Source organism: Eubacterium coprostanoligenes, assembly GCF_900167205.1.
In the GTDB taxonomy this organism is placed as follows: domain Bacteria; phylum Bacillota; class Clostridia; order Oscillospirales; family Acutalibacteraceae; genus Eubacterium_R; species Eubacterium_R coprostanoligenes.
Genome location: NZ_FUWW01000003.1, coordinates 27,918 through 53,749, shown reverse-complemented (window position 1 = coordinate 53,749; position 25,832 = coordinate 27,918). Strand labels below are relative to the sequence as shown.

At 41.9% G+C, this 25,832-nt stretch carries 24 protein-coding genes and 1 other annotated feature; of the genes, 15 read left to right on the top strand and 9 right to left on the bottom strand.

All coding sequences use genetic code 11. From position 1 onward, the window contains the following. The first annotated feature begins 49 nt into the window (after positions 1–49). Both B5D29_RS01800 and B5D29_RS01795 read left to right on the top strand, forming a co-directional pair. Positions 50–1,918: a hypothetical protein gene (locus B5D29_RS01800; protein WP_078767866.1), complete on the top strand. Its 1,869-nt coding sequence runs from the start codon at positions 50–52 to the stop codon at positions 1,916–1,918. Between the two features lie 156 nt (positions 1,919–2,074). Then, positions 2,075–2,263 (top strand): helix-turn-helix domain-containing protein, encoded by a 189-nt coding sequence (locus B5D29_RS01795; protein WP_159443374.1) that lies wholly within the window; start codon positions 2,075–2,077, stop codon positions 2,261–2,263. A 59-nt stretch (positions 2,264–2,322) separates the two neighbouring features. On the opposite strand, the gene B5D29_RS01790 is transcribed toward B5D29_RS01795, so the two are convergent. The 3 genes from B5D29_RS01790 to B5D29_RS01780 are packed head-to-tail and all read right to left on the bottom strand — an operon-like array spanning position 2,323 to position 6,488. Next, complete coding sequence (locus B5D29_RS01790) at positions 2,323–3,705, bottom strand: glycine--tRNA ligase (RefSeq protein WP_078767864.1); 1,383 nt, start codon at positions 3,703–3,705, stop codon at positions 2,323–2,325. Between the two features lie 55 nt (positions 3,706–3,760). After that, positions 3,761–5,368 carry an NAD(P)/FAD-dependent oxidoreductase gene (locus B5D29_RS01785; protein ID WP_078767863.1) on the bottom strand — a complete coding sequence of 536 codons (1,608 nt, stop codon included), beginning with the start codon at positions 5,366–5,368 and terminating at the stop codon, positions 3,761–3,763. After that, complete coding sequence (locus B5D29_RS01780; RefSeq protein WP_078767862.1) at positions 5,355–6,488, bottom strand: aminoacetone oxidase family FAD-binding enzyme; 1,134 nt, start codon at positions 6,486–6,488, stop codon at positions 5,355–5,357. Before B5D29_RS01780 ends, B5D29_RS01785 begins: the two co-directional genes overlap by 14 nt. Before the next feature lie 296 nt (positions 6,489–6,784). Between B5D29_RS01780 and rpmG the strand changes: the two genes are divergently transcribed. From rpmG to B5D29_RS01720, 12 genes are all read left to right on the top strand, one after another. Next, positions 6,785–6,934, top strand: coding sequence for a 50S ribosomal protein L33 (gene rpmG, locus B5D29_RS01775; RefSeq protein WP_022194415.1), 150 nt, complete (start codon positions 6,785–6,787; stop codon positions 6,932–6,934). A 13-nt stretch (positions 6,935–6,947) separates the two neighbouring features. Continuing rightward, positions 6,948–7,304: a preprotein translocase subunit SecE gene (gene secE, locus B5D29_RS01770; RefSeq protein ID WP_078767861.1), complete on the top strand. Its 357-nt coding sequence runs from the start codon at positions 6,948–6,950 to the stop codon at positions 7,302–7,304. Between the two features lie 15 nt (positions 7,305–7,319). Continuing rightward, a complete protein-coding gene (gene nusG, locus B5D29_RS01765) occupies positions 7,320–7,844 on the top strand; it encodes a transcription termination/antitermination protein NusG (protein WP_078767860.1) in 525 nt (174 codons plus the stop codon). Between the two features lie 116 nt (positions 7,845–7,960). Next, entirely contained in the window at positions 7,961–8,386 is a 426-nt protein-coding gene (rplK, locus tag B5D29_RS01760) for a 50S ribosomal protein L11 (protein ID WP_078767859.1), read from the top strand. A 49-nt stretch (positions 8,387–8,435) separates the two neighbouring features. After that, entirely contained in the window at positions 8,436–9,143 is a 708-nt protein-coding gene (gene rplA, locus B5D29_RS01755; protein ID WP_078767858.1) for a 50S ribosomal protein L1, read from the top strand. Between the two features lie 34 nt (positions 9,144–9,177). Continuing rightward, positions 9,178–9,327, top strand: a sequence feature (ribosomal protein L10 leader region). Positions 9,328–9,378: 51 nt separating this feature from the next. Further along, a complete protein-coding gene (gene rplJ, locus B5D29_RS01750; RefSeq protein ID WP_078767857.1) occupies positions 9,379–9,954 on the top strand; it encodes a 50S ribosomal protein L10 in 576 nt (191 codons plus the stop codon). A 38-nt stretch (positions 9,955–9,992) separates the two neighbouring features. Continuing rightward, a complete protein-coding gene (gene rplL, locus B5D29_RS01745; RefSeq protein WP_078767856.1) occupies positions 9,993–10,370 on the top strand; it encodes a 50S ribosomal protein L7/L12 in 378 nt (125 codons plus the stop codon). A gap of 258 nt (positions 10,371–10,628) precedes the next feature. Next, positions 10,629–11,072: an NfeD family protein gene (locus B5D29_RS01740; protein WP_242941718.1), complete on the top strand. Its 444-nt coding sequence runs from the start codon at positions 10,629–10,631 to the stop codon at positions 11,070–11,072. A 25-nt stretch (positions 11,073–11,097) separates the two neighbouring features. Next, positions 11,098–12,018 carry an SPFH domain-containing protein gene (locus B5D29_RS01735; RefSeq protein WP_078767855.1) on the top strand — a complete coding sequence of 307 codons (921 nt, stop codon included), beginning with the start codon at positions 11,098–11,100 and terminating at the stop codon, positions 12,016–12,018. Between the two features lie 130 nt (positions 12,019–12,148). Next, positions 12,149–13,492, top strand: coding sequence for an MATE family efflux transporter (locus B5D29_RS01730; RefSeq protein WP_078767854.1), 1,344 nt, complete (start codon positions 12,149–12,151; stop codon positions 13,490–13,492). Positions 13,493–13,577: 85 nt separating this feature from the next. Further along, positions 13,578–14,267, top strand: coding sequence for a response regulator transcription factor (locus B5D29_RS01725; RefSeq protein WP_078767853.1), 690 nt, complete (start codon positions 13,578–13,580; stop codon positions 14,265–14,267). Continuing rightward, positions 14,254–16,635: a sensor histidine kinase gene (locus B5D29_RS01720; protein ID WP_159443373.1), complete on the top strand. Its 2,382-nt coding sequence runs from the start codon at positions 14,254–14,256 to the stop codon at positions 16,633–16,635. The genes B5D29_RS01725 and B5D29_RS01720 overlap by 14 nt, the downstream gene beginning before the upstream one ends. Positions 16,636–16,683: 48 nt before the next feature. Here B5D29_RS01720 and B5D29_RS01715 read toward each other — a convergent pair whose 3' ends face one another. The 5 genes from B5D29_RS01715 to B5D29_RS01695 all read right to left on the bottom strand — a co-directional run bounded on the left by B5D29_RS01715 (position 16,684) and on the right by B5D29_RS01695 (position 23,676). Then, on the bottom strand, positions 16,684–17,763 hold the full coding sequence (locus B5D29_RS01715) for an acyltransferase family protein (RefSeq protein WP_143406710.1): 1,080 nt from the start codon (positions 17,761–17,763) through the stop codon (positions 16,684–16,686). Between the two features lie 147 nt (positions 17,764–17,910). Further along, complete coding sequence (locus B5D29_RS01710; protein ID WP_078767850.1) at positions 17,911–18,936, bottom strand: alcohol dehydrogenase catalytic domain-containing protein; 1,026 nt, start codon at positions 18,934–18,936, stop codon at positions 17,911–17,913. Beyond that, positions 18,929–19,642: a 2-C-methyl-D-erythritol 4-phosphate cytidylyltransferase gene (gene ispD, locus B5D29_RS01705; protein ID WP_078767849.1), complete on the bottom strand. Its 714-nt coding sequence runs from the start codon at positions 19,640–19,642 to the stop codon at positions 18,929–18,931. Before ispD ends, B5D29_RS01710 begins: the two co-directional genes overlap by 8 nt. Before the next feature lie 17 nt (positions 19,643–19,659). After that, positions 19,660–22,095 carry a CDP-glycerol glycerophosphotransferase family protein gene (locus tag B5D29_RS08555; protein WP_143406709.1) on the bottom strand — a complete coding sequence of 812 codons (2,436 nt, stop codon included), beginning with the start codon at positions 22,093–22,095 and terminating at the stop codon, positions 19,660–19,662. 3 nt (positions 22,096–22,098) lie between these two features. Then, positions 22,099–23,676 carry a CDP-glycerol glycerophosphotransferase family protein gene (locus B5D29_RS01695; RefSeq protein ID WP_078767848.1) on the bottom strand — a complete coding sequence of 526 codons (1,578 nt, stop codon included), beginning with the start codon at positions 23,674–23,676 and terminating at the stop codon, positions 22,099–22,101. A gap of 197 nt (positions 23,677–23,873) precedes the next feature. Here B5D29_RS01695 and B5D29_RS01690 point away from each other — a divergent pair, with 197 nt between their 5' ends. Beyond that, positions 23,874–24,644 carry a sulfite exporter TauE/SafE family protein gene (locus tag B5D29_RS01690; protein ID WP_078767847.1) on the top strand — a complete coding sequence of 257 codons (771 nt, stop codon included), beginning with the start codon at positions 23,874–23,876 and terminating at the stop codon, positions 24,642–24,644. A 294-nt stretch (positions 24,645–24,938) separates the two neighbouring features. Here B5D29_RS01690 and B5D29_RS01685 read toward each other — a convergent pair whose 3' ends face one another. Beyond that, entirely contained in the window at positions 24,939–25,832 is an 894-nt protein-coding gene (locus B5D29_RS01685; RefSeq protein ID WP_078767846.1) for a phosphatidylinositol-specific phospholipase C domain-containing protein, read from the bottom strand.

Here is a 25,832-nt window from a genome sequence, read left to right as displayed (position 1 = left end):
CAGTGCGTATATAGTATAATATTTATACTATTTTTAAAGGAGATTTTTTATGAGTGATAAAATTCCAAATATGGATTATGACGCTGACGAAGTAATCGACAGTTTCAAATCAAAATTCAAATGGCCATCAAGCAACGAGGTCGAAGTGGTTGTTAAGCCGCCAAAAGTAGGTCTTAAATTTTTGATTTCACTTCTTATTACCTTGGTTGCGGGTGCAGGCGTTTATTATATGATGATTCCTGCAATGAATTTCAAATCAACAGATTTTTACACATTTTGGTTTATAATCATTGCAATTTTCTGCGCTTCGTTTTATCTTCTTTGCGGTGCAAACAAAAAAGTAGAACGCCGTGAATATTGCAAAAAACGCTCGATTTTTCCGATTGTGTTGGTTGCTATGATGCTTGTTGTTATGGCGGTCGGCTGGCTTGTGGGCTGCACACTTTTCCGTGCAAAGAGCTACAGCGAACTTGTCGATGTTAAGGAAAGCAGTTTTTCCGAGGACTTCAAGGATATTAATTACACCGATGTTCCTCGTCTTGATGCTCTCACATCAAAGGTTCTTGCAGACCAACAGCTTGGCTCACTTTCGGAATACAAGAGCCAATATGTTGTTTCCAATGTGTCGACTCAAATCAATTACAAAAATCATCCTGTCAGAGTTGCATATCTTGAATATGCCAATGTTTTCAAGTGGTTCAACAACACAAAGAACGGTTTGCCGGCATATATGCTCACAGACCTTGTCAGCCAAAATGTAACTGTTGTTAACTGCGTTGAAAAATTCGGCAGCGGTATCAAGTATTCTCCAACGGAACTTTTTAATGAAAAACTTATCCGTCATTTGAGATTTCAGTATCCAACCGCACTTCTTGACACCCCTAATTTTGAAATTGACGATGAGGCACACCCTTATTGGATTACTCCGGTACTTGACAAAACAATCGGTCTTTTCGGCGGTACCGATGTAAAGGGCGCAATCGTAACCGATGCACTCACAGGCGAAAGCGAATACTACAGTATGGGTCAAATCCGCACGGATGACTCTCTCAACTGGATTGATGTTGTTTACAACGAAAATCTTGTTATTCAGCAATATAACTATCACGGCAAGCTTTCACACGGCTTCTGGAACTCAATTATTTTCCAAAATGATGTAAATGTTACATCGGACGGCAGCGGAGTTATTGCTATGGACGATGATGTGTGGGTTTACACAGGCGTTACATCTGCTGAGGCAGACACATCAAACTTCGGCTTCATCCTTTGCAATCAGCGCACAAAAGAACTCAGATATTACAAAAACGGCGGTGCTCAGGAAAGTTCGGCACAGGCTTCTGCTGTTGATATGGTTCAGCAATATCGTTATCAGGCTACATTCCCGATTCTTCTTGATATTGAGGGTCAGCCAACCTACTTTATGTCGCTTTATGGTGACGGCTACACGGTTAAGGGCTATGCGCTTGTAAACCTTGATGACAAAACTATCGTAGGTACAGGACTTCTTGATAATGAAAAGTCACATTCAAACGCACTTAATGCGGCGGTTGAAAACTATATTTCGGCTCTTAAAGATAAGAATAAAGTTGACCAAGACGCAAATGCCGATGATTACAAGGTTGATGACTCCTCGTCAAATACTGTGGTTGACGGTGATAATGCTTCGGCGGATTCAACAACCGAACAACCGCAGGAAGAACAAAAACTCACTGTTACAGGCGAAGTTAAGGACATCAAAACTTCTGTAAATGACGGCAACACGGTTTACTACTTGCAGGTTAAGGGCAAGTATTATTACATCACCGTGACCGATTGTATGGATGTTCTTCTCATTAACAAGGGCGACAAGGTTAAAGTTACCTACACCAAGGACAGCGATAAATTTGTTCTTGCAAGTGATGTTGAAGTTGTAAAATAATTTGAAATTGAAACGCATTCGGATAAAACTGAATGCGTTTTGTTTTTCGCAACCGTAAGTTTACATTATGGAACCGTTTTTTGATTGCTAAAACGGTTGATTTTTGCTATCATTAGGTTAGCAAAGGAGGTAGCTTATATAAAATTTGATGAGAATTTGAGAGCGTTTAGAAAACAAAAGGAGTTTTCACAGGAATACCTTGCGGAGAAAATGAATGCATCCCGTCAGAATATTTCCAAATGGGAGAACGGCACGGCTATGCCCGATTTGAAAAAGTTGACTGATTTGGCAAGCCTTTTTGATGTCAGTATGGATGAACTGCTCGGAACAAAGTTGACAAGCTAATCGAAAATAAAAAAGGCTATTTTGGTGTGAATACCAAAGTAGCCTTTTTGTTATGTTTGTCAGAATGCGATTTTTTCTTCAATGAATGCTTCGAGTTCTGAAATAGGAAGTCTAACCTGCTCCATTGTATCTCTGTCACGAACTGTTACGCAACCGTCCTCAACAGAGTCAAAGTCGTATGTGATGCAGAACGGAGTACCGATTTCGTCCTGTCTGCGGTATCTCTTGCCGATTGAGCCTGCGTCATCATAGTCAACCATAAACTTCTTTGAAAGGTTTTGGAACACTTCTTCAGCCTGCTCGTTGAGCTTCTTTGAAAGAGGAAGAACTGCGCACTTGTACGGTGCAAGAGCCGGATGGAAGTGCATAACGATTCTCTTGTCGTTCTTTTCCTCGTCAAGCATTTCTTCGTCATATGCTTCGCAAAGAACTGCAAGGAAGAGTCTTTCAACACCGAGTGACGGCTCGATAACATACGGAATGTATCTCTCGTTTGTTGTGCCGTCAAAGTATTCAAGATTCTTGCCCGAAGTCTTGATGTGCTGTGTGAGGTCGTAGTCTGTTCTGTCTGCTACGCCCCAAAGCTCGCCCCAACCGAATGGGAAGTTGTATTCAAAGTCGGTTGTTGCCTTTGAGTAGAAGCAAAGTTCTTCAGGGTCGTGGTCACGAAGTCTGAGGTTTTCAGGCTTGATGTTGAGTGAGTAGAGCCAATCTCTGCAGAAACCTCTCCAGTATTCAAACCACTCAAGGTCTGTACCCGGCTTGCAGAAGAATTCAAGTTCCATTTGCTCAAATTCACGAACACGGAAGATGAACTTGCCCGGAGTAATTTCGTTTCTGAATGACTTACCGATTTGAGCAACACCGAAAGGAACTTTTCTTCTTGTTGTTCTTTGGATGTTTGCAAAGTTAACAAAGATACCCTGTGCGGTTTCGGGACGGAGATAGATTTCGTCCTTGCTGTCCTCTGTTACACCCTGGAAAGTCTTGAACATAAGGTTGAACTGACGAATGTCGGTGAAGTTGTGAGCACCGCAGTTTGGACAAGGAATGTTCTTTTCCTTGATGTAGTTGCTGAGTTCTTCGTTTGACCAGCCTGCAACATTTGTGCCGTCAAAGTCCTCAATGATTTGGTCTGCTCTGTGACGGGTTTTACATTCACAGCAGTCCATAAGCGGGTCAGAGAAACCGCCCAAGTGTCCTGAAGCAACCCATGTCTGTGGGTTCATCAAAATTGCGGAATCAAGACCTACATTGTATTTGTTCTCTTGGATAAACTTCTTCCTCCAAGCGTCCTTGATGTTTGTTTTGAGTTCAACACCCAACGGACCGTAGTCCCAAGTGTTTGCAAGTCCGCCGTAGATTTCACTGCCCGGATATACAAAGCCTCTGCCTTTGCAAAGAGCAACGATTTGGTCAAGTGTTTTTTCAGAATTTAACATTGAAATGTCCTCCAATTTTTGATGTCTTATATTATACTATTTATATTGTTTTTAGTCAACTTATTTTGTAATGCTCGTCTTTGAGCACCGCCTCGGCACATTTGATTCCGTCAACAGCGGCAGAAACAATGCCTCCTGCGTATCCAGCACCCTCTCCGCACGGATAAACGCCCTGAATGTTGCATTCCAAAAATTCGTCACGCAAAATACGGACACTGCTTGAACTTCTTGTTTCGGGTGCTGTGAGCACTGCATCATAAAGGTTGAAGCCGTGGAGCTTGTTGTCCATTTGCACTATTGCGTCTTTCATTGTTGCCGAAACTTTCTGTGGCAAACATTCTTCAATGTTTGTGAGCGTAACTCCCGTAGGGCAAGTAGGCTGAACATCACCAAGCTGTTTGCTTTCTTTGCCTGCAAGGAAGTCGCCGAGAAGCTGTGCCGGTGCTCTGTAATCTCCGCCCGCAAGTTCAAATGCTTTGTGCTCAATTTCTCTTTGATAATATATTCCTGCAAGCGGATGGTCAGACGGAAAGTCTTTTGGCTCGATTCCAACCAAAAGTGCGGAGTTTGCGTTTTCTCCGTCACGGGCAAGCGAACTCATACCGTTCACGATAACGCCCTCTTTTTCGCTTGCGGCTGCAACAACAGTACCGCCCGGACACATACAAAATGTGTATGCGCCACGCTCGTGAAGTCCGTGGCAGGCAAGTTTGTAGTCGGCTGCACCCAATTTCGGATGTCCTGCGAATTTGCCGTATTGAGCCTTGTTGATGAGGCTTTGCGGATGCTCGATTCTTGCACCGACCGAAAACGGCTTTTGGATAATCTCAACTCCGAGGTTGTACAGCATTTCAACGGTATCTCTTGCGCTGTGACCGATTGCCATAATTACGCTGTCGGTTTCAATGTCAAAGCGTTCTCCGTGGCAGATATATGACACACCCTGAACCGCTCCGTTTGCTGTGTGGAGTTTGTCAAGTCTGCATTCGAGTTTAACCTCTCCGCCGAGTTGTTCAATCTTCTTGCGGATGTTTTTTACAACTATTGCAAGCCTGTCAGTGCCGATGTGTGGCTTTGAGGAATATAGAATTTCCTCGGGAGCACCTGCTTCATAAAGTTCGTCAAGTACCTTGCGGATGAACGGGCTTTTGATTCCCGTTGTGAGCTTGCCGTCAGAAAAAGTGCCTGCTCCGCCCTCACCGAACTGAACATTGCTTTCTTCATCGAGCTTGCGCTTTGTCCAAAATTCGTTTACATCACGCTGTCTTGCGTCAATGTCCTTGCCTCTTTCGAGGATAATCGGCTGTGCTCCTGCCTGTGCAAGTATAAGCCCTGCCAACATTCCTGCCGGACCGAAGCCGACAACAATCGGACGGAATTGTGAGCCTCTGTTGTTTGCAGGCAATTCGTATTTGTAAGGCTTAACTATCATAGCCTTGTTCGATTTGCACTTTGCAACAATCTGCTCTTCGTCAAGCGATATTGTCACATCAACGCTGTATGTGAAATGAACATCATCCTTGCGTCGAGCGTCAACGCTCTTTTTGAATATCGTCAGATTTGTGATGTATTTTTCATTTATTTTTAAGGTCTTTGCCGCTTTTGATTTGAGGAGAGCCTCGTCATCGTCAAGCGACAATTTTATTTCGTTAATTCTTATCATAGTTATTCAATGTCAATCTTTTTGTAATACTGTTTGCAGCGTTCAGTCCGCTGTATAATGCGTATGTAAGGTTGAAACCGCCACATTCAAATTGATTGTCGGTCAGTTCACCTACTATGTAAAGGAAAGGCACAAGCGTTGATTCGTTTTCGTCTGTCAACTCGCTGTTTGGAACTCCGCCCTTCGTGATTTGGGCAAATTCGTATCCCTTTGTGCCTGTGATGATTATTCGCTGATTTTTGATGCACCTTGCGGCTCTTTGGATGTCACCGCCTGATTGCTTTTCAATTATTGTTGCAAGTTTCAACGGTAGTATTCCGTCAAAGGAATGGAATTTTTCGCAGTGAGCCACAAGCTGTTCTTCGCTCATTTCGGGAACAAAGTCGATGATTGCAACAGCTTTGTCCTGTCCGGATTGAAGCCTTTTGTCGTTGATGAGGGTTGAAAGGTTCATCACAACGATTCCCGAAAGACCGTAGTCCGTAAACAATAATTCGCCGTATTCTTCACCCAAAATCTCACCGTCGGTTTCGATTTTAACAAGACATTTTGTTCTTGTGCCTTTGAGCGAACGGCAATTCTTGTTTGATGATTTGAGCTGAACAAGAGCAGGGGAAAGCTCGGTGATTGAATGACCGAGAGCCTTTGCGTAATCGTATCCGCTGCCGTCCGAGCCGAGTGTTTTCTGCGCCTTGCCACCCGTAGCGAGCACAAGGGTAACACAGTCGAACACACCCTTGTTTGTGTAAACATAAAATCCGTCACCAAAATGCTCAACTCTGTTTATTTCACATTCGGTCACGATATTTATGCCGAGTTCGTCGCATTGGTTCTTGAGCACTTCAACAACAGTTGAGGCTTGAAGAGAATACGGATACATTCTGCCACATTCGTCCTCACGCAAAACAATACCCAGGGAATTCAAGAATTCAAGCACCTCGTTGTAGTGCTCGGCGTTTTTGTTTGCAATGTTGCATCTGCCGTTGCCTGTTGCGTGAATTTTCTTCAATATATCATCAAGATGTTCCAGCACTGTCACATCAAGGTTAGGATTATTCTGTTTTATTCTGACAGCGGTCGCAATGCCCGAAGCACCGCCACCGATTATTACCGCCTTCATATTATTCTCCCTGTATGCGAATAAATTGTTGTAATAAAATTGTATATATATTATAATACATTATAAATAAATTTCAACATAAATTTTTATCACTTATATATACAATGTTCCAAATATGTTTTTTGCGGGGCTTTCACATCAAAAAAACCTTGACATTGATTGACATTTGTGGTATAGTCTTTGTACCTCGTAAAAAGGGTTTTATTTTTGTGCCCTGTTTTCGACAGGTTCGTAAGCGTTGCGAACCCAGACAGCACGAGGGAGATTGTTATCGAAATTAATTAGGAGGTGCCAAAATGAGAGTTAAGATTACATTAGCTTGCACTGAATGCAAACAACGCAATTACAACACAATGAAAAACAAGAAAAACACACCTGACAGACTTGAGATGAACAAGTATTGTCGTTTCTGTAAGAAGCACACACTTCACAGAGAAACAAAGTAACGGAGGAATAACGATGGCTGAAGATAAAAAGGCTAAGAAGACAGACGCTAAAAAGTCAAAGAACGATAAGCAGAAGTCTAAGAAAAATCCGTTCAAGTCAATTGCAGGTTTCTTTAAGAGTGTAAACAGTGAAGGTAAAAAGGTTTCATGGCCTAAGGCACAGGAAGTGTTAAAGAACACCCTCGTTGTTATCGTAGTAATCGCTATTGTAAGTGCGGTAATTTATGTTATCGACCTTGGTCTTACAAGCGGTATGAAGGGCATTAAGCAGTTGGCACAGACAACTACAAGCCAATCAGAGGAAACAACAGCCGAAACAACAGCCGAGGCTCTTACCGAAGCTACAACAGAAGCCACCACTGCCGAATAATCAAGGAGGCACACGATGGAAGAAGCAAAATGGTATGTTGCTCATACATTTTCAGGTTATGAAAACAAGGTGGCAACCGACCTTAAGAATAAGGTCGAAAACCTTAATCTTACTGATATGATTCAGGATATTGTCATTCCTACCGAAACCGTTGTTGAAGTTAAGGACGACGGCACAAAGAAGGAAATCGAAAGAAAGATTTTTCCCTCATACATTATGGTAAAGATGATAATGACAGACGACACTTGGTACATTGTTCGCAACACAAGAGGTTGTGCAGGTTTTGTAGGACCTGAAGGCAAGCCTGTTGCCCTTACCGAAGAAGAGGTTAGAAACCTTGGCGTAGAAAAGGTAAGCGTAGAGGTTCAGTACGAAGTGGGCGATATGGTAACCGTTATTGACGGTCCTCTTGAGGGCTTCACCGGTACTGTTGAATCAATAGACACTGCCAACAACAGCGTACAAGCAATTGTATCTATGTTCGGTCGTGAAACTTCAGTTGATTTTGAACTTGACCAATTGGAAAAGGTCAAAGATTGATTTTAGTAATCAGCAGCTTTGCTGCATTTACCGTAGGGTGTTATTTATAGCATCTTATGAGTGGGAGGAGATATGCTTCTCCGCCAATAACCACATTTTTTAGGAGGAAAATAATTATGGCTCAAAAGGTAGTAGGTTTAATTAAACTTCAAATTCCTGCCGGTAAAGCAACTCCGGCACCACCTGTAGGACCGGCTCTTGGTCAGCACGGTGTAAACATTGTTGCTTTTACAAAAGACTTTAACGAAAGAACAAAGAATGACGCAGGTCTTATCATTCCTGTAGTAATTACTGTATATGAAGACCGTACATTCACATTTATCACAAAGACTCCGCCTGCAGCAGTTCTTATTAAGAAGGCATGCGGTATTGACAAGGCATCAGGCGTACCTAACAAGACAAAGGTTGCAACAATCTCTAAGGCTGATGTTCAAAAGATTGCAGAACAGAAGATGCCTGACCTTAACGCAGCATCACTTGAAGCTGCCATGTCAATGATCGCAGGTACAGCTCGCAGCATGGGTATTGTAGTAGAAGACTGATTCCCAATGTGGGAGGAAAAATCCGATTAACCACTGGAGGTAATTTTTAATGAAACACGGAAAGAAATATACAGACGGCGCAAAATTGATTGACCGCGCTAATTTATACACATCAAAAGAAGCTTTGGACCTCGTTGAAAAAACAGCTAAGGCTAAGTTTGATGAAACAGTAGAAGTACATGTTCGTTTGGGTGTTGACTCTCGTCATGCTGACCAGCAGGTTCGTGGCGCAGTTGTTTTGCCAAACGGTACAGGTAAGGATGTTAAGGTTGCAGTATTCGCTAAAGGCGATCTTGCAAAGGCTGCTCAAGATGCAGGTGCAGATTTCGTTGGCGATATGGACTTGATGCAGAAGATTCAAGGCGGATGGATGGAGTTCGATGTATGTATCGCTTCTCCTGATATGATGGGCGTTGTTGGTCGTTTGGGTAAGGTTCTCGGCCCTCGTGGCTTGATGCCTTCACCAAAAGCAGGTACAGTTACTATGGATGTAGCAAAGGCTGTACAGGAAGCAAAGGCAGGTAAGATTGAATACCGTCTTGACAAGTCAAACATCATTCACTGCCCAATCGGTAAGGTATCATTCGGTACAGACAAGCTCCTCGAAAACTTCAATGCTCTCCTTGACGCAATTATCAAGGCAAAGCCTGAAGCAGCAAAGGGTCAATACATTAAGTCATGCGCAGTAGCTTCAACAATGGGTCCCGGCGTAAGAATCAACCCTTCAAAGGTTGGCTCTGTAGCATCTGCAGAATAAAAAAGTTGTTGACAAGAGCAAGCTCTTGTGATACAATATACAAGCTGTTCAACCAAAGACAGTAGGTGTCCCTGTGACATAAGCTTTGTCGCCTACCGAGGAATGAGCATTATGTAGCACTTTCGTGCAAATTTATGTAATGTCGTGCATCCTCGATTTGGGGATGCACTTTTATATTTGTTGGATAGCTCCAAAGTCCGCTTGTGCGGCAAAATAATTATGGAGGTAAACTAAAATGCCAAGTACAGTAGTTCTTGAAAAGAAAAAGCAACAAGTTGCCGATCTTGCAGAACGCATCAAGGGTTCATGCGCAGGTGTAGTTGTTGACTACAAGGGTATCAACGTTGAAGACGATACAAAGCTCAGAAAAGAGCTTCGTGAAGCAGGCGTTACTTACACAGTAGTTAAGAATTCTATCCTTAAGCGTGCAGCTGAAGAAGTTGGACTTGAGATTGCGGATTCTGTTGTAGAAGGTACAACAGCAGTTGCAACATCTGTTGATGATTATGTAGTAGCAGCTCGTATTCTCAACAAGTACGCAGAAGAAAATGAAAGCTTCAATATCAAGACAGGTTATCTCGACGGTGCAATCATCGCTAACGAAGAAGTTGTAGCACTTGCTAAGCTTCCTTCAAGAGAAACTCTCCTTGCAACTATCGCAAGTGTTGTAGTAGAACCTATCGCTTGTATCGCTCGTGCAGTTAACGCACTTGAAGAAAAGGGCGGTGCATCAGCAGTTGAAGCAGCTCCTGAGGAAGCTCCGGCAGAGGAAGCTCCGGCAGAAGCACCGGCTGAAACACCGGCAGAATAATTACTAAATTTAATTCTAATTATATCGGAGGAAAAATCATGGCATCAGAAAAGATTACAGCAATTGTAGATTCAATCGCAGAACTTACAGTTCTTGAACTCAAAGAACTTAAAGAAACTATCGAGGAAACATTCGGCGTAACTGCAGCAGCAGTAGCAGTAGCAGCAGCTCCGGCAGAAGGTGGCGCAGCAGCAGCTGAAGCTAAGTCAGAATTCGATGTTGTTCTTACAGAAGTAGGCGCAAACAAGATTCAGGTTATCAAGGCAGTTCGTGAAGCAACAGGTCTTGGCCTTAAGGAAGCTAAGGAAATCGTTGACGGCGCTCCTTCAACAGTTAAGGAAGCAATGCCAACAGCTGACGCTGAAGCTCTTAAGGAAGCTCTCACAGCAGCAGGCGCAACAGTTGAACTTAAGTAATTTTAGTTTAAACTTAATCCATAATTTAGGAAGTCATCCGTATTGGATGGCTTCTTTTTTATATGTAAAGTGTCAAAATTTAACCACAATAGGTTGTATGTTAAAAATATTTGTGTTATTCCCGTGGTATCGGATTATGAACAGATTGTAAATCTCATTCATACTATTCACAACATATTGAAAAATTCCGCAAAATATGGTATAATGTGCACAACATATGGAACAGCGCATATGTAATTTATTATGGAGGTGAAAGATGTGTCTGATTCAATGATGTATATTATTTGGGCGGTGGCAATAGTTGGCTTCGGTGTTTTGGAGGCAGTGACTGTTCAACTTGTGTCGATTTGGTTTGTTATCGGCTCGGTTGCAGGTCTTGTGGCGGCTCTTTTGGGCGCTCCGATTTACCTTCAAGTTATTATCTGTATTGCGGTCAGCGTGCTTGCACTTTTGGTGACAAGACCGCTTGTTCGCAAAAAGCTGAAAACAAAGGTTCAGCCGACAAATGCAGACCGAGTCATCGGGCAGACTGCTGTGGTTGTTGAGGAAATCAACAACATTGCACAGACCGGAACGGTGAAAATTGACGGCAAGGTTTGGACTGCCCGAAGTTGTGATGACAAAATTCTTCCGCCAAACAGCCTTGTTGCTGTTGAAAAAATCGACGGCGTAAAATTAATAGTTAAAAAAATTAGCATATAATAGAATTATTTAAAGGAGAAAATTTATGAAATTATTTGTAGTAATCGTTGTGCTCGTTGTTGCACTTTTGGCTCTCGTTTTTGCAAACATCAGAGTTGTTCCGCAATCAAAGGCTTATGTTATTGAAAGACTCGGCACTTACTTTACAACTTGGCAAACAGGACTTCATGTGAAAGTTCCGTTTATCGACAGAATTGCAAAGGTTGTGTCGCTTAAAGAGCAGGTTGTTGACTTCAAACCACAGCCTGTAATTACAAAAGATAATGTTACTATGCAGATTGACACGGTTGTGTTCTATCAAATTACCGACCCAAAACTTTACTGCTACGGTGTTGAAAGCCCGATTTCCGCTATTGAAAATCTGTCGGCAACAACACTCCGTAACATCATCGGTGAGCTTGAACTCGACTCAACCCTCACATCCCGTGACACAATCAATGCAAAAATTCGTGTAATTCTTGATGAAGCAACCGACCCGTGGGGCATCAAGGTTAACAGAGTTGAACTTAAAAACATTATCCCTCCTCGTGAAATTCAGGACGCTATGGAAAAGCAGATGAAGGCAGAGCGTGAACGCCGTGAGGCAATTCTCCGTGCAGAGGGTGAAAAGCAATCAAGAATTCTTGTGGCAGAAGGTCATAAAGAGTCAAAAATCCTTGAAGCAGAGGCAGAAAAGCAGTCGGCTATTCTTCGTGCAGAGGCTGTCAAGGAAGCAAAAATCAGAGAAGCAGAGGGTGAGGCACAGGCTATTGCAACTGTTCAACAGGCAAGCGCAGAGGCAATCAAGCTACTCAACGAGGCTAATGCCAATGAGGCTGTGCTGAAACTTAAAGCACTTGAAGCGTTTGCAAAAGCTGCTGACGGTCAGGCAACAAAGATTATTATCCCGTCGGAAATTCAATCTATTGCCGGACTTGCAGAGGGCATTGTTGAAGCAACAAAGTAAAGTAATTTATTGCACCCGTGGTAGAAATGCTACGGGTGATTTTTTGTTTTTTGCGGTTTTTACATTCACGGTTGTCAAATCTACATATATATGGTATAGTCATTGAGTAAAATAGATTCGGAGAGGGAAAATGAAAGTTCAAATATCAGACCATTTTAATTTTAAGAAGTTGATACAATTTACAATTCCGTCAATCGTTATGATGATATTTTCAAGCATTTACAATGTTGTTGACGGCTACTTTGTGTCAAACTATGCGGGCAAAACGCAGTTTGCCGCCGTTAATCTTGTTATGCCGTTTTTATTAATGATGGGCGTAATAGGCTTTATGTTCGGCACAGGCGGTAATGCCATTGTGTCCAAATTGCTCGGCGAGGGTAAAGAGAAAAAGGCAAACGAAGTCTTTTCTATGCTTGTTTATATAACTCTTATTTTCGGTTCTGTTATTTTTGTTCTTGCAGAAATCTTTATGCCGCAAATCGCAAAAGTTCTCGGTGCAGACGAAAATATGATTGAATATTGCATTTTGTACGGTAGAATTATCTCGATCAGCTCCATTCCGTTTATGCTTCAGGTTATGTTCCAAAGTTTTATGGTCACCGCAGGCAAGCCACAAATCGGACTTGCAATAACAATTATTGCAGGGGTTACAAATATTATTTTGGACTTTTTGTTTGTCGGCATTTTCAAATGGGGACTTGTCGGCGCAGCAGTCGCAACCGTAACGGGTGAGAGCATCGGCGGTTTTGCTCCGCTCATTTATTTCTTCAGCAAAAATTCAAGTTCGCTCCGTCTTTGCAAAACAAAGTTTGACGGTAGGGCACTACTCAAAACTTGCGGTAACGGCTCATCGGAACTTATGACAAATGTATCCGTCAACCTTGTGAATATGATGTACAATCTTCAACTTATGAAGTATTACGGCGAGGACGGCGTTGCTGCATACGGCACAATTATGTATATCAACTTTCTGTTCACATCGGTGTTCATCGGCTATTCTATTGGCTCGTCACCGATTGTCGGCTACAATTACGGCGCAAAGAACTATAAGGAACTTCAAAATATATTCAGAAAAAGCCTTTTGACCCTGTTCGTTTTTTCGGGCATAATCACAGTTGCTTCTGTGTTCCTTGCAGGACCTATTGCAAGCATTTATGTCGGCTACGATAAGGGATTGTTTGACCTTACGGTTATGGCGTTCAGACTGTTTGCAACTTCGTACTTGATTGTCGGATATAACATTTACGCTTCGGCATTTTTCACGGCACTCAACAACGGACTTGTCAGTGCGATTATATCGTTTTTGAGAACACTTTTGTTCCAAATCGTTTGTATTTTTGCTTTGCCACTGTTGTTTGGCAAGCAGGCAATTTGGCTCTCAATCACGGTTGCAGAGGCTTTTGCACTCGTGATGTCGGCAGTGTTCATTTTCACTCAAAACAAAAAGTATCACTACATCAAATCAAAAAAGTAAATTTTATTCTTTGACAGTTCTTTACTTTTTCTTGTTCAATTATTAAATTCGGTATGGTTTAATACAATCACCGGAGGGGAAATATATGTACACGGTTTTAGTATGCGATGACGACATCGCAATTCAAAATTCAATTAAGATTTATCTTGAAAACGAGGGCTACAATGTTCTCACCGCTTCTGACGGCGAGGAATGTATCAAGGTTGCGGAAAATAACGAAGTGCACTGCCTCATCCTTGATATTATGATGCCCAAGATTGACGGCTTGAACGCTATGCTCAAAATCAGAGAAAACAAGAATTTTCCGATTATTCTTCTTTCTGCCAAGAGCGAGGACACGGACAAAATCACGGGACTTTCATTCGGTGCCGATGATTATGTTACAAAGCCGTTCAATCCTCTTGAGCTTGTGGCGAGGGTGAAAAGCCAAATCAGACGCTATTCAACTCTCGGTTCAATGGTGAAAACCGACAGTCAGCTCATCACGGGCGGTCTTGTGCTCGACACAAAGTCAAAGCGTGTAACCGTTGACGGCGAGGAGGTTCACCTCACAGCCCGTGAATACAGAATTCTTGAATATCTTATGCAGAATATGAATGTTGTTCTTTCTTCTTCACAGATTTATGAGGCTGTGTGGAACGAGGCTTCGTTCGGCATTGAAAAAACCGTAACCGTACATATACGAAATATCCGAGAAAAAATCGAAATTAACCCCAAAGACCCTAAATATCTAAAGGTGGTGTATGGACTTGGATACAAAATTGAAAAATATTAAAATTCAAAAGGCATCAAGAGTCATTTCGTTTTTGCTTGCGTTGATTTTTATCGTTGTGGGTATGCTCAACGGAATTGAAGTTGTCAAATCGGCATATATATTTGGCATTGACGATTGCCTACGCAATGACCTCACTGTTTATGATACAAACGGATTTGAAAATGATTTTAAAACAGATGTTAATTCTGTGCTTGCTTGGTCAAATCGAAACTATATGCAAAAGCAGGTTGAAAAAAAGAAAACAGAATTCATTGACGGTATGCTTTCAAAATACCTTGAATCAAAAAGCTTTTATGATGCAAACAGTCAAGCGTTACAAAAGTCGTATAATGATGAATATTATGACGAAGATGATGAAAGTGATGTTGATTATGACGACGCATTATCGCTGTATAACATTCAACATGAATATGATGAGTTCGGAAATGATGTTTTCTACTTTGAAAAGCAATACTCCGGAGAACTTTCAGCAGGAAGATATTTGTGGTTTACATGTTCTGTTCCGTTCTCATATTCAAGCGAACAGGCACAAAAATACCTTGAAAAAAAGTTTGATAACGAAGTAACCAAAAATCTCGGACCTTATCTCACTCAAACCGAAGTTTCGGATGCTTTGCAATTTTACATTGAGTCAAAAGACGGTATCGTTTACACAAATGTTGATGATGTAAACGCATTCAAAAAGAATGCAACGGCAGATAAAGGCTTTTGGCTCGGCGAGGACAATTTGGGCAGAAACAGGTTTTATTCGCTTTGCAATTATGATGATTTCTACACCAATAACACAAAGCAGGCTTATTTTCAAATTGATATGAGCAAGGCAAAGGATGATTACTATTCCGAAATTCAGGAAAATTTTGACAAAGTCAATCATAATCCGATGAAAAACTTTGCCGTGAGCGTTGCCTGCATCATACTTTTGCTGTTGCTCCTTGTTTGGAACTGCGTGCTTGCAGGCAGAAAAGGCAGTGAATACAAAACTTTCAAAATCGACAAAGTGCCAAACGATTTGCATTTTCTTGTAAGCGGCGGACTTGTTACAGGCGGATTTTTCCTGTTGGTTAATTCACTTTATTTTTATGCTAGAAGCCTGTTTTCCGAAGCGGATATTTACAGCACTTTAGCGGATATGGTTGCCGTTGTTATAAACTCAAATATGTTCATGCCTCTTGTTTGTGCTCTTGCTTTTGCAATTTTCCTTGTTATGAGCGAGTGGCTCACATCGGTGGCAAGACAGGTAAAGGCTCACAGCGGATTTTTCAAAAACACACTTGTTTATATGCTGATAAAGTGCCTTGTATGGCTCTTTAAGACGGTTGTTGCAAAGCCTGCAAAGAAAGGCATTGCGTTCTTAAAATACCGTCCTGATGTATTTAAAAAGCAACTAATGGCATATCTCATCGGCTACGGTGTTGTCAATTTGCTGTTGATGTTCTTTGTGTGGTTTTGTGATGAGGGCGGAGTGAGATGGCTCCTTTGCCTTGTTTGGTTTGGGATGAATGTGGCAAGCCTTGTCTTTATTGTAAAATATGTTATGGACCTTGACGAAATCATCAAGGCGTTTAACGAAAGACGACCGCCGAGAGTTAACTACCAAAAACTTCCGCAAAGCCTAAAGATGCTTGTGGATGCACAAAAATACACAGCCGAGGAACTTAACCGTGCGGTTGACAAGGCTGTTCGGGATGAGCGAATGAGAAGCGAACTTATCACAAATGTTTCGCACGATTTGAAAACACCGCTCACATCAATTATCACTTATGTTGACCTCTTGAAGCACTGCGATATTAAAGACGAAAAAGCGCAAGAATACATCGGTGTTCTTGACGAAAAGGGTGGCAGGCTGAAGCGACTTATTGACGACCTTGTGGAAGCGTCAAAGATTACCAGCGGAGTGGTAAAGCTCAATTTGGTACAGCTTGATTTGGGAGAGCTTGCAACCCAGGCAGTCGTTGAACATCAGCAGGAATTTGCCGACAACGGACTTGAACTCATCTTCAAGGGCGACAAAAAGAGCCTTTCGGCAATAGCAGACGGTCAAAAGACATACAGAGTTATTGAAAACTTGTTGTCAAATGCACGCAAATATTCTGCAAAAGGCTCAAGAGTTTATGCGGATGTTTACGAGCAGAACAACACCGCCGTGTTTGAAATCAAAAATGTTTCGGCTCAACCGCTTGACATTTCGGCGGATGAACTGAAAGAACGCTTTGTTCGTGGTGATAAGTCACGCAACGAGGAGGGTAATGGTTTGGGACTCTCGATTGCAGACAACCTCTGCCGGGCAATGCACGGCAGAATGGAAATCCACATTGACGGCGACTTGTTCAAGGTCAAGGTTGTTTTGCCAAGACAACAAGGGAAATAAATATAGAAAAGAGGCGATGTAAATCGTCTCTTTTTGCTATATTGTTTATTAGTTTAATTTCTTCTTTTTCCATATGGCACTTGATATTTTGCCTGTCACGAAGTCAAAGACAACTGCCATTGCTATGGTTAGCGCAAACGAAGCAATGAGGAAGATGTATTTATGTCTATCCGACACACCGTAGTGGTCAAGGAATATCATCGGTATTCTTTGAAGAATATAGATGCTGAAAATATGCTTGCCGAGGAACTTGAGAACCTCATTTTGCAAAGATATTTTCATAGTCAGCAATATCATAAGTGCGCAGAAAAGCATTGCCCAAATTTCAAAAATCAGTAATCTGTCCCATCTGTGCATAAATGCAAGGATGTATGCAATCACAACAACAGCCAATGTGCACGAATAGATGATGTCGTTTTTCATCAACAGCTTTTCAATTGTGTTCTTGAAGTAGCTGTACCAAAATCCGAGTGGGAAAAGGATGATTGTATTGTAGCAAAAACCGGGTCTTCCGACTTTCTTCAATCCCCACACAACAGCAATGCTGAGTGCCGTCAAAACGACAATAGACACAATTTCGAGTGCTTTGCTTTGATTGAATTTCTTTGGCAAAAACGCAATCATAACAGCGATGTACATCACGAGTATTGCAAAAATGTACCAACTCGAATTGCCTATTCCTTCCCAAGCGGTCAATGCAATAAGAAGTTGTTTGGCTGTGTACGGACGGTCGATTATATATCCGAGCACAAAGAACAGCAGAACCGCCAAATCGTAGTTCAACAGCAGGTTCGGAAACCTTTTTGTTGCAACGGATTGGACATAGGCAAATTGCTTTTTCTTTATGCTTTCCATCATTCCGAATCCCGAGTAGAACAAAAACATTGCCACCACCATTTGGTTGAGATGGTTTTGCATTGCAATATACGGTTCGTCATAAATTCCGCCGAGTTCAATATATCCCTTGCCGTGGCTCAACAAAATGAGTGCAACAAATATTCCCTTGATTGCCAGCGTGCCGTCGGGCGAAATATAATCTTTGTTGAATTCGCCCGGCTTGCTTATTTCCATCTTGTTGAAAATCAACAGCAAAAGAACGAGTACAAAAAATATCATATTAATTTCCATAGCCTTTCCGGCTACAAATAGTTCATTAAAAATCACATACGCCATTGCTGTAGCCGGAGAAGGCGTATAATGGAAATTTTGCCATCTCAAAATTATGCCATCGGCAAATTTTGAGGGCATACAATCGGAATAGTGTGATTTTTCACACTATTCTTCCCATTTCATAATGGTTTTGCCGAATGATTTTTGAGTGTCTTTTTCAAAAGCATTCTTGATGTCGGTCGTTGTTCTCACAACATTTACACTGCTTACAAGATTGCCGAGATAGTCAATGATTTCAGGGTGTTCAACATACATATCAACTGTTTTTTGGAAGTCGGCAACACCGCTTCTTGATGTGCCGAACATACGGATGCCTTTTTCAAGAATCATTCTTGTGTTGATAGGCACAGGATATTCGCTGACGCCCAAAATAGAAAGAGTTGATTCAGGCTTGATGAGTCCGATAATTTGCTCAATTGCGATAGGACTGCCGTTTCCGCCCACACATTCAAATGCGTGATCCATTGTGAAGCCGTCAGGCACTTCGTTTACAAGATGTGTTTCATCTGCAAAGGTGAAGTCGTTGAGTTTTTCTCTGTTTGTGCCGAAAACAGCAATTTTTGATTTAGGGAACATATACTTCAAGAACAATGAAGTGATGTAGCCGAGGTTGCCGTCACCCCAAACACCGATGACATCTCTGCGTGCGTGAGCAATTTTGTCAAATCGGGTGATTGCGTGCACGGATACAGAAATAATTTCGGTAAAAGCCGCAACATTTCTGTCAATGTCCTGCGGAAGTTTTACAAGTCTGTTTGGAGAAATCTCAACAAATTCCTGCAAAAAGCCGTCCATAGAAGAACCGCAGAATTTTGAAGAACGCAAGTAGTTTTCTGCAATATAGTCGTCCTTTTCGGTAGGGCAGTTAGGCACCATAACAACAAGGTCGCCCGTTTGGAACTTGCCCGACGGGTCGTGGAGCACCTCTCCGATACCCTCGTGGATGAGTGCCATAGGGAGCTTTTCTGCAAGCACCTTTGCGTCACGGGTGCCGAGGTAATATCTCATATCGGCATTGCAGATAGAAAGATTTGTAGGTCTTACAATTGCATTTTCGCCAAACATATTGATGTCCTCAAATGCAATTTCAAATCGTCTTGGAGCTACCAAGCGATAGATTGTATTAATCATCGGTTTCGTCCTCCAACAAAGACTTTGCAACCCTCAAATCATAAGGGTAGGTTATTTTCATATTGAATGTTTCACCCTGAACAAGAGCAACTTTTTCACCCTTGATAACAAAGATTTTGGCTGCGTCTGTGAGGATGTCCTTTTCCTCGTCAGAAAGGCTTTCGTACATATTCTTGAGCTTGAGAGCCTTGAATGATTGAGGGGTTTGACCCTGATACATTTTGCTTCTGTCAGGAATGTTTGAGATTGTTGCGTTGTCCATAGCTTCAACAATTGTGTCGGTTGCAGGAACAACTGTGTCGCAAGCACCGAATTCCTTGGCAGCTTTGATGTTTTCTTCAATAATTCTGTGTGTTACGAAAGGACGAACAGAATCGTGAGTAACAATGATTGTGTCATCGTTGAGGTTGCCCTCCGATTCGATGAGTTTGATGGCGTTCATAATAGTTTCGTTTCTTGTTGAGCCACCCTCAATAACAGCAACTCTGTCCTTTGCAGGCGCAATGTGCTTTTCAATGAGGTTCTTTGTGTGCTCAACCCACTGCTTTGGGCAAAGAACGATAACTTTTTCAAATTCAGGCACTACCAAAAACTTCTCGATAGTGTATATGATGATAGGCTTGCCTTTTACGGTAAGGTATTGTTTTGGCTTGTCGCCACCCATTCTTGAGCCGATACCGCCGGCAAGAATAACACCGTATGTCATAATAATATCTCCTTAAATTAAGATTGTTTGTTAATGTATTTTAATTGATTAAGCAAATTTTCCAGGCTCTTTCCGTTGCAGTTTGCAAGGTACTTGTCCTTGGTTTGATTATAACCCGAATAATCGTAGTTTTCAATATTTAAAATTTGTTTTATTACATCCTCAATGTCGTTGTATATAGGAAGCTTGATGTCTTCTTTTACATCAACAAGCGTTTCCATTTCCGAAAGTGCCTTGTTGGTGTTCTTTGTGTAGAGGAACACAGGCTTGCCTGTTGACATAAACGACAAAACAGGAGCGTTGATGTTGCCGATTGCAATATCTGCAACAGAAAGAAGTTCGTACGGCTTGAACATATTGCTCACATCAACAATGCTGTCTGAATAATAAATCAATGTTTCGGTTGCATTGTTGAGATTTGTGTAGCATTTGAGGAGCACATAATCCTTGTAAAGATATTCGTACATAGCCGAATCGTCAATTGCTTCACCGTTTGTTGAGATGTAAACAATGATTTTTCTGCCCTTGAGTTTTGGATTGGTTTCGTAAATCTTATCAAGGATTTTTTTCTTGTTTGCTTCGTCAAAGAAAATGTCGGTCTTTATGTCACCGATGTTGAGAACCTTGACATCCTTGCCGAATTCTTTTTTGAAAAGTTCGCCTGTTGCTTCACTTGGTGCGGTAACGGCAGAAACGCTCTTGAACAGCGGTGCGGTTTCGTAAATTTCTCTGCGAAGTCCGCTTCTGTATCCCTTTGTGTCGCAACCGAAGGTCTTGAGCGGAAATGCGTTTGGAGGAAGGTAGATAACCTTTGTTTCTTCACGAAGTTCAATGCCGTCAAGCAAGGTGCTCGGCTTGTCAATGATGATGTATTCGCTTTGTGCGATGGCAGGAATTGCCTCGTCAAGATTGCTCGATTTAACAAGTTTTATGCCGTTTGCCTTTGCAAGTGTCTTGACCTCTTTTGATTTGATGTCGAGTGCAATAACACTGCCTTTTTCGAGCTCGCTGTTTTTAACGCCGTCATAGAGTTTTGTTGCGTTCTTCTTTTGCTTTTTGACATTTTCAACTCGCTTGAAATACGGAGTTTTACTGCTTTCAACCTTTGGCACGGTGTAGAAGTGTTCAAAATTCTTGCACTCTTTTCTGTGTGCTTCGGGATTTTCAAAAACAGTGTCGATGATTCTTTGTGTGGCGTGACCGTCACAAGAACGCATAAATTTGTATCTGAAATCCTGAATTGCTTTTTTGTCAAAGCGTTCATCAATGTGCTTGATGTAGTCAATCATCTCAAAGTTTGTCTTTGCGATAAGACCCGGAGCAAGCTCGTAGTAGTCATAATAGAAGCCTCTCCAGTCAAAGTATTCGTCCAAATCATATGCAAAGAAAATGAGAGGCTTTTCGAAAAGGCTGTATTCAAATACAAGAGATGAGTAGTCCGAAATGCAGATGTCTGCTGTTGAGAGGAGTTCCTCAATGCTCAAAATGTTGCCGACATCCATTGCAAAGTTCTTATATTCCTCCGGAACGGCAGGAGGATTCTTAACAACAGGGTGGTGCTTGATGAGAAGCACGTATTCGTCACCGAGTGCCTCATAAAACATTTTGATGTTGAGCATATCGGGTGTTTCTGCCTTTGCAACTCTGCCACGGAATGTTGGAGCGTAAAGAATGATTTTTTTGTCCTTTGCCTGCGGAACAAGCTCGTACACATGCTCTTTGGCTTCCTTGAGGAATTCCTTGTTGTAGAAAATATCTGTTCTGCTTGAACCTGTTGCCTGAACAATGCCTTTGCTCTCGTCAATGTTCATAGCTTCGTTGTACGCCCAGATAACTTCAGGAGAACTTACGGTTACAAGCGAATAGTTCTTGTTGAACGGGTGCTTGAGTTGTTCGTCTTTTGACGCACCGAAAATCAAATCTGCGGTTGAAAAACCAAATTTTTTGAATGCACCGCAACCGTGCCAAAGTTGAATAATCTTTGTTTCAGGGCGGAGAGGCATTGCCGACATTGTGTTTGACGCCTCGTTCATAAACACATATTTTGCTGTTGCAATATCCTTGACCGCATCAAGGCAACGCTTTCTGAAATCGGCTCTGATTGTGCCGTTTGTAAGCAAAAAGTGTGTGTGGATGTTGTAGTCGTAGTTGTTTGCAAGTTCGTCAAACATAACCTGCATACTGTTTGTAATCTGCGGATGTCTAACCTCAACAAACACAACTTTCTTTTCGTCAACAGGAGCTTTTGCCGCCTCTCTGTAAGCCTTTGGAATTTCTTTGTCCATAAGCTTGTCCATAAAACGGCGATAGCCTTTGTGGTGCATATTTGACTGGAAATCTTTTGTGAAATCCTGAAAATGAGTCAAAATGCTTCTTTTGAGAGAAAATACCGCTGATGTATTTTCTGTTTGAAGTGCCTGCAAGGCAGGGTCGGTTTTTGATTTATACGCCATATGTTAATTCTCCAAATTAAGTAAAGATATTATTTTGTCTGCCACTCTTTGACTTGATTTGCCGTCAATGTCGTCAAAGAATTTATGCTTAAAGTTTTCAACTTTTTCGCTCTCAAAATCCTTGTTGCGAAGGGCGGTTATCAACTCGTCTTGAGTTGCAACCGTTTTGCCCGGAATAAATTCCTTGAAATCGTAGTAGAAATCACGATTTTCAATGTATTCGTCAAGGTCGAATGCGTAGAACAGCATCGGAATGTCGAGCAATGACGCCTCAAACACAACGCTGGAATAATCGGTTATCAGCAGGTCGGTAACGAACAAAAGGTCGTTCAATTCGTCTGCTTCCGAAAGGTCGATTATGCGGTCACGGAGGCTTTCGTCAATCTCGTACTTCTCTTTGCAAAACGGATGAAGTTTGATGATGATTGCGTAGTCCTCTCCGAGTGCCGTGCAAATCTCATTAGGGTTGAATTTGTCGGTCGGGTAATATGCACTCATCTGTCCTTTGCCCCTAAAGGTCGGAGCAAAGAGGATGATTTTTTTGCCTCTCAACTGTGGGTGCTTTTCGTAAAAAGCCGTCTGCACTTTAGCTTTGTATTCACTGTCGCAGAAAATGTCCGTCCTCGGTACACCGCTTGGCAACACGCAATTGTCAGGAATACCAAAACCCTCGGCATAATGCTTTGCAATGTTCTTTGAACTCACCACGGCGTAGTCGTACATTCTGTGATTTTTCGCCCATTGGCGAGGACCGCCGTCTTTGCCGATTCGGGTAAAACCAAAAGTCTTGAATGCACCGCAGGCGTGCCATAGCTGGAACAGTTTTACATCGTCCTTTTTCGGCACAATGTTGAGCATCCTGAAATAGTCGTCAACAATCACAACTCGTGATGTGGTGTACAGTTCAAAAAATCTTTTGATATTTTCAATATTGTAATGCCCCTTGGCACTGCTGAACATCAAAAATTGAAAATCAATTCCCTTGGTGTCATTTAGCTTGTCGTACACGAATTTTTCGTTGCCTGTAAGCTCCGATCGTCTGCCGGAAATAAAGGTGACACGGTTCATTTTGACAGGCATTTTCCAATATTTTTTGTAGTAAATATTGAGGAGTTTCACAATCGGTTTTTTGAGCGTGATTGTGTATGTTGAACGCTTTGTCAAATCCTGCAATCCAAAATGTTGCTTGTGATATTTGATTTTGTCGTCAATCACAACATGGTTGCCGTCAATTTTCAAATGTTCGTTGTCAAAACTTTTAATTGTAAATTCAACTGCTTCGTATTCGTCTGCACCGTATGCCAAATCAAAGGTGAGCACAGCAGGCTCTGTCAAAGTCTGCTCGTAGAACAAATAGTAGAGATTGTAGCTGTACTGTGCTTTGGCAGTGCAAATGCCGTCTTCTTTTGTGCACTCCTGCACAGGCAAAGGAAAGCGTCTTGTCTGCCCCTGCCCGCAAAACAGCAGTCTGATTTTTGGCACGGTTGCAAGCGGATTGATTTCAAATTTTGCAGTAGCTTCAATATTCAGTTTTCCTTTTTCAACAAAAATATTGTTTATTTCAAGCTGATACTTCTGCATATCCAACCTCTTAATGTGTTTTTAACCTATAAATTATAACATATAACTTATAATAAATCAATATAGGAATAGTACAGTAATATAGGAATAGTACAGTATTAATTAACAATATATAAAAATATTTTTAACAATTTTTTCGTTGATTATTGTATTTTGTTGCAATATAATACCTTTTATACTTTTGGGGGGGTGACAAAATGCTCAAAATTTTGATTTGTATCATAGCCGGCTTGGGTGCAGGACTTGGCACAGGCTTTGCGGGTATGAGTGCGGCGGCGGTTATCAGTCCGGTGCTTATAACTTTTTTGGATATGGACTCGTATATGGCTGTCGGAATTGCTCTTGCAAGCGATGTTTTGGCAAGTGCCGTGTCGGCTTATACATATGGAAAAAATAAAAATCTCGATATTAAAAACGGAATTATAATGATGATTTCGGTGCTGTGCTTCACAATGGTCGGCAGTTATGTTGCAAGCATTGTGCCGAGGACAACAATGGGCAATTTCTCCGTGTTTATGACCTTTTTGCTCGGTGTCAAGTTTATTGTCAAGCCTGTTGTTGAGCCGAAGCAAAGACTTAAATCGGCAACGGATAAACAAAAGGCAATCCGTTCTGCGCTTTGCGGTGTGATGGTCGGTTTCATCTGCGGATTTATCGGTGCAGGCGGTGGAATGATGATGCTTTTGGTGCTCACTTCCGTGCTCGGTTATGAGCTTAAAACAGCGGTTGGAACAAGCGTTTTCATTATGAGTGCAACCGCCCTTACAGGTTCTGTGAGCCATTTTGCAATCGGCGGAAAACCCGATATGCTTGCACTTGTTGTTTGCATTGTCAGCACCCTTGTTTTTGCACAGGTTGCGGCATATTTCGCAAACAAGGCAAAACCGACAACCCTCAACCGTATAACAGGTGCAATCCTTGTCATTCTCGGCTTGTCAATCTTTGCGGTAAAATATTTTAAAGGCTAATATAAACAAGCGTGTCGAAAAAGTGTTTTTGACACGCTGTAGGCTGTTGAGAAAGTTTCTGAATTTCGTTTTCTTGCGAAGGAAGATGTACGGTGGTACCTCGACTGAGCAAAAAACGAAAAACGCCAAAAATGCTGTAAGTTCGATACTTACAGCATTTTTTAAAGTCCCGCCGTCAACAATTTGTGTTGCCACCTCCGTTTAAGGAGGCATTAAGCGGTTAGTTTATTTTATTGGCGTGGTTCAGGAGCTTTATCGACAGTCTGAAACCCCGAAGCGTACTTCGGGCTTTCATTATTTGTAGTTGTGTAAAATAATTTTTTCTGTAAGTTCCGGGAACGGAAAATCAAGATAAATCGTGCCGTAGTACTTTGATTTGTCAAGCTGATAACCCATAAAATATTCGTTGATAATTTTCGAGTTCTTTCTCGGACCTTTTGAACCGCCTGCGGTTGATGTGTAGTTAATTACGTATCTGCCGTCAAACTCGCCCATACTGTCCAAAAACGGCTTCAGGCACTCGTTCCAGCGTTCAACAGGCTTGTATTTAAATCTGTCTTGAATGATGAACACGGCATTGTCCTTGCTCTTTGTTTCAAGTGTCAGTGCGTGAGGTTCTGCCGTTCTTTGTTCGACCCAGCGAGAAAAGTCAATTCCCGTGTTGTCATCGGTGAATTCCTTGTTGTCCGTCCTCATTTTGCATCTGCGAATGAGCACAATTTTGCCTCTTGATTCGCCGAGGTTAGGCACACGATTTTCGGTGAACCACTTGCTCTCGTTGCCTTTTATGTAGGTGTAAAAGAGGTTGTCAAAGCACTTTTCGTTTTCACTGTTGCTGTCGTTTTTGAACTGAAAAATAATGGCTTCGCTCGGATTTTCCTCCAAGAATTTGTAGCAATGGTCAAGCACATTTTCAAGGTCCATTTGACCGCCGGAACGGTTTGCCGTGCAAAATGCCTTGACTACTCCGTGCACCATTTTCAGTCGTTCGCCCTTGCTTTCAACCCTGATGTCAAGCGCACGAATGCCGATGTTCAGCTGTTCGTATATGTTTTGGCTTTGTGTTTGAAAGTGATGCGGAAATTGCACAAATTGAGTGACGCAGTCGTGACTGCCGGGGATAGTCAATTCAAACAAATTTTCGTTATTGTCAAAGTCCGCCATCCATTTTTTGAGATTTAATTTCAT

What these genes read in the sequence shown, in the direction of transcription:
- rplJ (WP_078767857.1), top strand. Translation starts at nt 9,379, where the DNA reads ATGCCAAGTACAGTAGTTCTTGAAAAGAAAAAGCAACAAGTTGCCGAT.
- B5D29_RS01790 (WP_078767864.1), bottom strand. Translation starts at nt 3,705, where the DNA reads ATGTTAAATTCTGAAAAAACACTTGACCAAATCGTTGCTCTTTGCAAA.
- B5D29_RS01685 (WP_078767846.1), bottom strand. Translation starts at nt 25,832, where the DNA reads ATGAAATTAAATCTCAAAAAATGGATGGCGGACTTTGACAATAACGAA.
- B5D29_RS01800 (WP_078767866.1), top strand. Translation starts at nt 50, where the DNA reads ATGAGTGATAAAATTCCAAATATGGATTATGACGCTGACGAAGTAATC.
- secE (WP_078767861.1), top strand. Translation starts at nt 6,948, where the DNA reads ATGGCTGAAGATAAAAAGGCTAAGAAGACAGACGCTAAAAAGTCAAAG.
- B5D29_RS01695 (WP_078767848.1), bottom strand. Translation starts at nt 23,676, where the DNA reads ATGCAGAAGTATCAGCTTGAAATAAACAATATTTTTGTTGAAAAAGGA.
- rplL (WP_078767856.1), top strand. Translation starts at nt 9,993, where the DNA reads ATGGCATCAGAAAAGATTACAGCAATTGTAGATTCAATCGCAGAACTT.
- B5D29_RS01725 (WP_078767853.1), top strand. Translation starts at nt 13,578, where the DNA reads ATGTACACGGTTTTAGTATGCGATGACGACATCGCAATTCAAAATTCA.
- B5D29_RS01710 (WP_078767850.1), bottom strand. Translation starts at nt 18,936, where the DNA reads ATGATTAATACAATCTATCGCTTGGTAGCTCCAAGACGATTTGAAATT.
- B5D29_RS01780 (WP_078767862.1), bottom strand. Translation starts at nt 6,488, where the DNA reads ATGAAGGCGGTAATAATCGGTGGCGGTGCTTCGGGCATTGCGACCGCT.
- rpmG (WP_022194415.1), top strand. Translation starts at nt 6,785, where the DNA reads ATGAGAGTTAAGATTACATTAGCTTGCACTGAATGCAAACAACGCAAT.
- B5D29_RS01715 (WP_143406710.1), bottom strand. Translation starts at nt 17,763, where the DNA reads ATGGAAATTAATATGATATTTTTTGTACTCGTTCTTTTGCTGTTGATT.
- B5D29_RS01785 (WP_078767863.1), bottom strand. Translation starts at nt 5,368, where the DNA reads ATGATAAGAATTAACGAAATAAAATTGTCGCTTGACGATGACGAGGCT.
- rplA (WP_078767858.1), top strand. Translation starts at nt 8,436, where the DNA reads ATGAAACACGGAAAGAAATATACAGACGGCGCAAAATTGATTGACCGC.
- B5D29_RS08555 (WP_143406709.1), bottom strand. Translation starts at nt 22,095, where the DNA reads ATGGCGTATAAATCAAAAACCGACCCTGCCTTGCAGGCACTTCAAACA.
- ispD (WP_078767849.1), bottom strand. Translation starts at nt 19,642, where the DNA reads ATGACATACGGTGTTATTCTTGCCGGCGGTATCGGCTCAAGAATGGGT.
- rplK (WP_078767859.1), top strand. Translation starts at nt 7,961, where the DNA reads ATGGCTCAAAAGGTAGTAGGTTTAATTAAACTTCAAATTCCTGCCGGT.
- nusG (WP_078767860.1), top strand. Translation starts at nt 7,320, where the DNA reads ATGGAAGAAGCAAAATGGTATGTTGCTCATACATTTTCAGGTTATGAA.
- B5D29_RS01735 (WP_078767855.1), top strand. Translation starts at nt 11,098, where the DNA reads ATGAAATTATTTGTAGTAATCGTTGTGCTCGTTGTTGCACTTTTGGCT.
- B5D29_RS01690 (WP_078767847.1), top strand. Translation starts at nt 23,874, where the DNA reads ATGCTCAAAATTTTGATTTGTATCATAGCCGGCTTGGGTGCAGGACTT.
- B5D29_RS01730 (WP_078767854.1), top strand. Translation starts at nt 12,149, where the DNA reads ATGAAAGTTCAAATATCAGACCATTTTAATTTTAAGAAGTTGATACAA.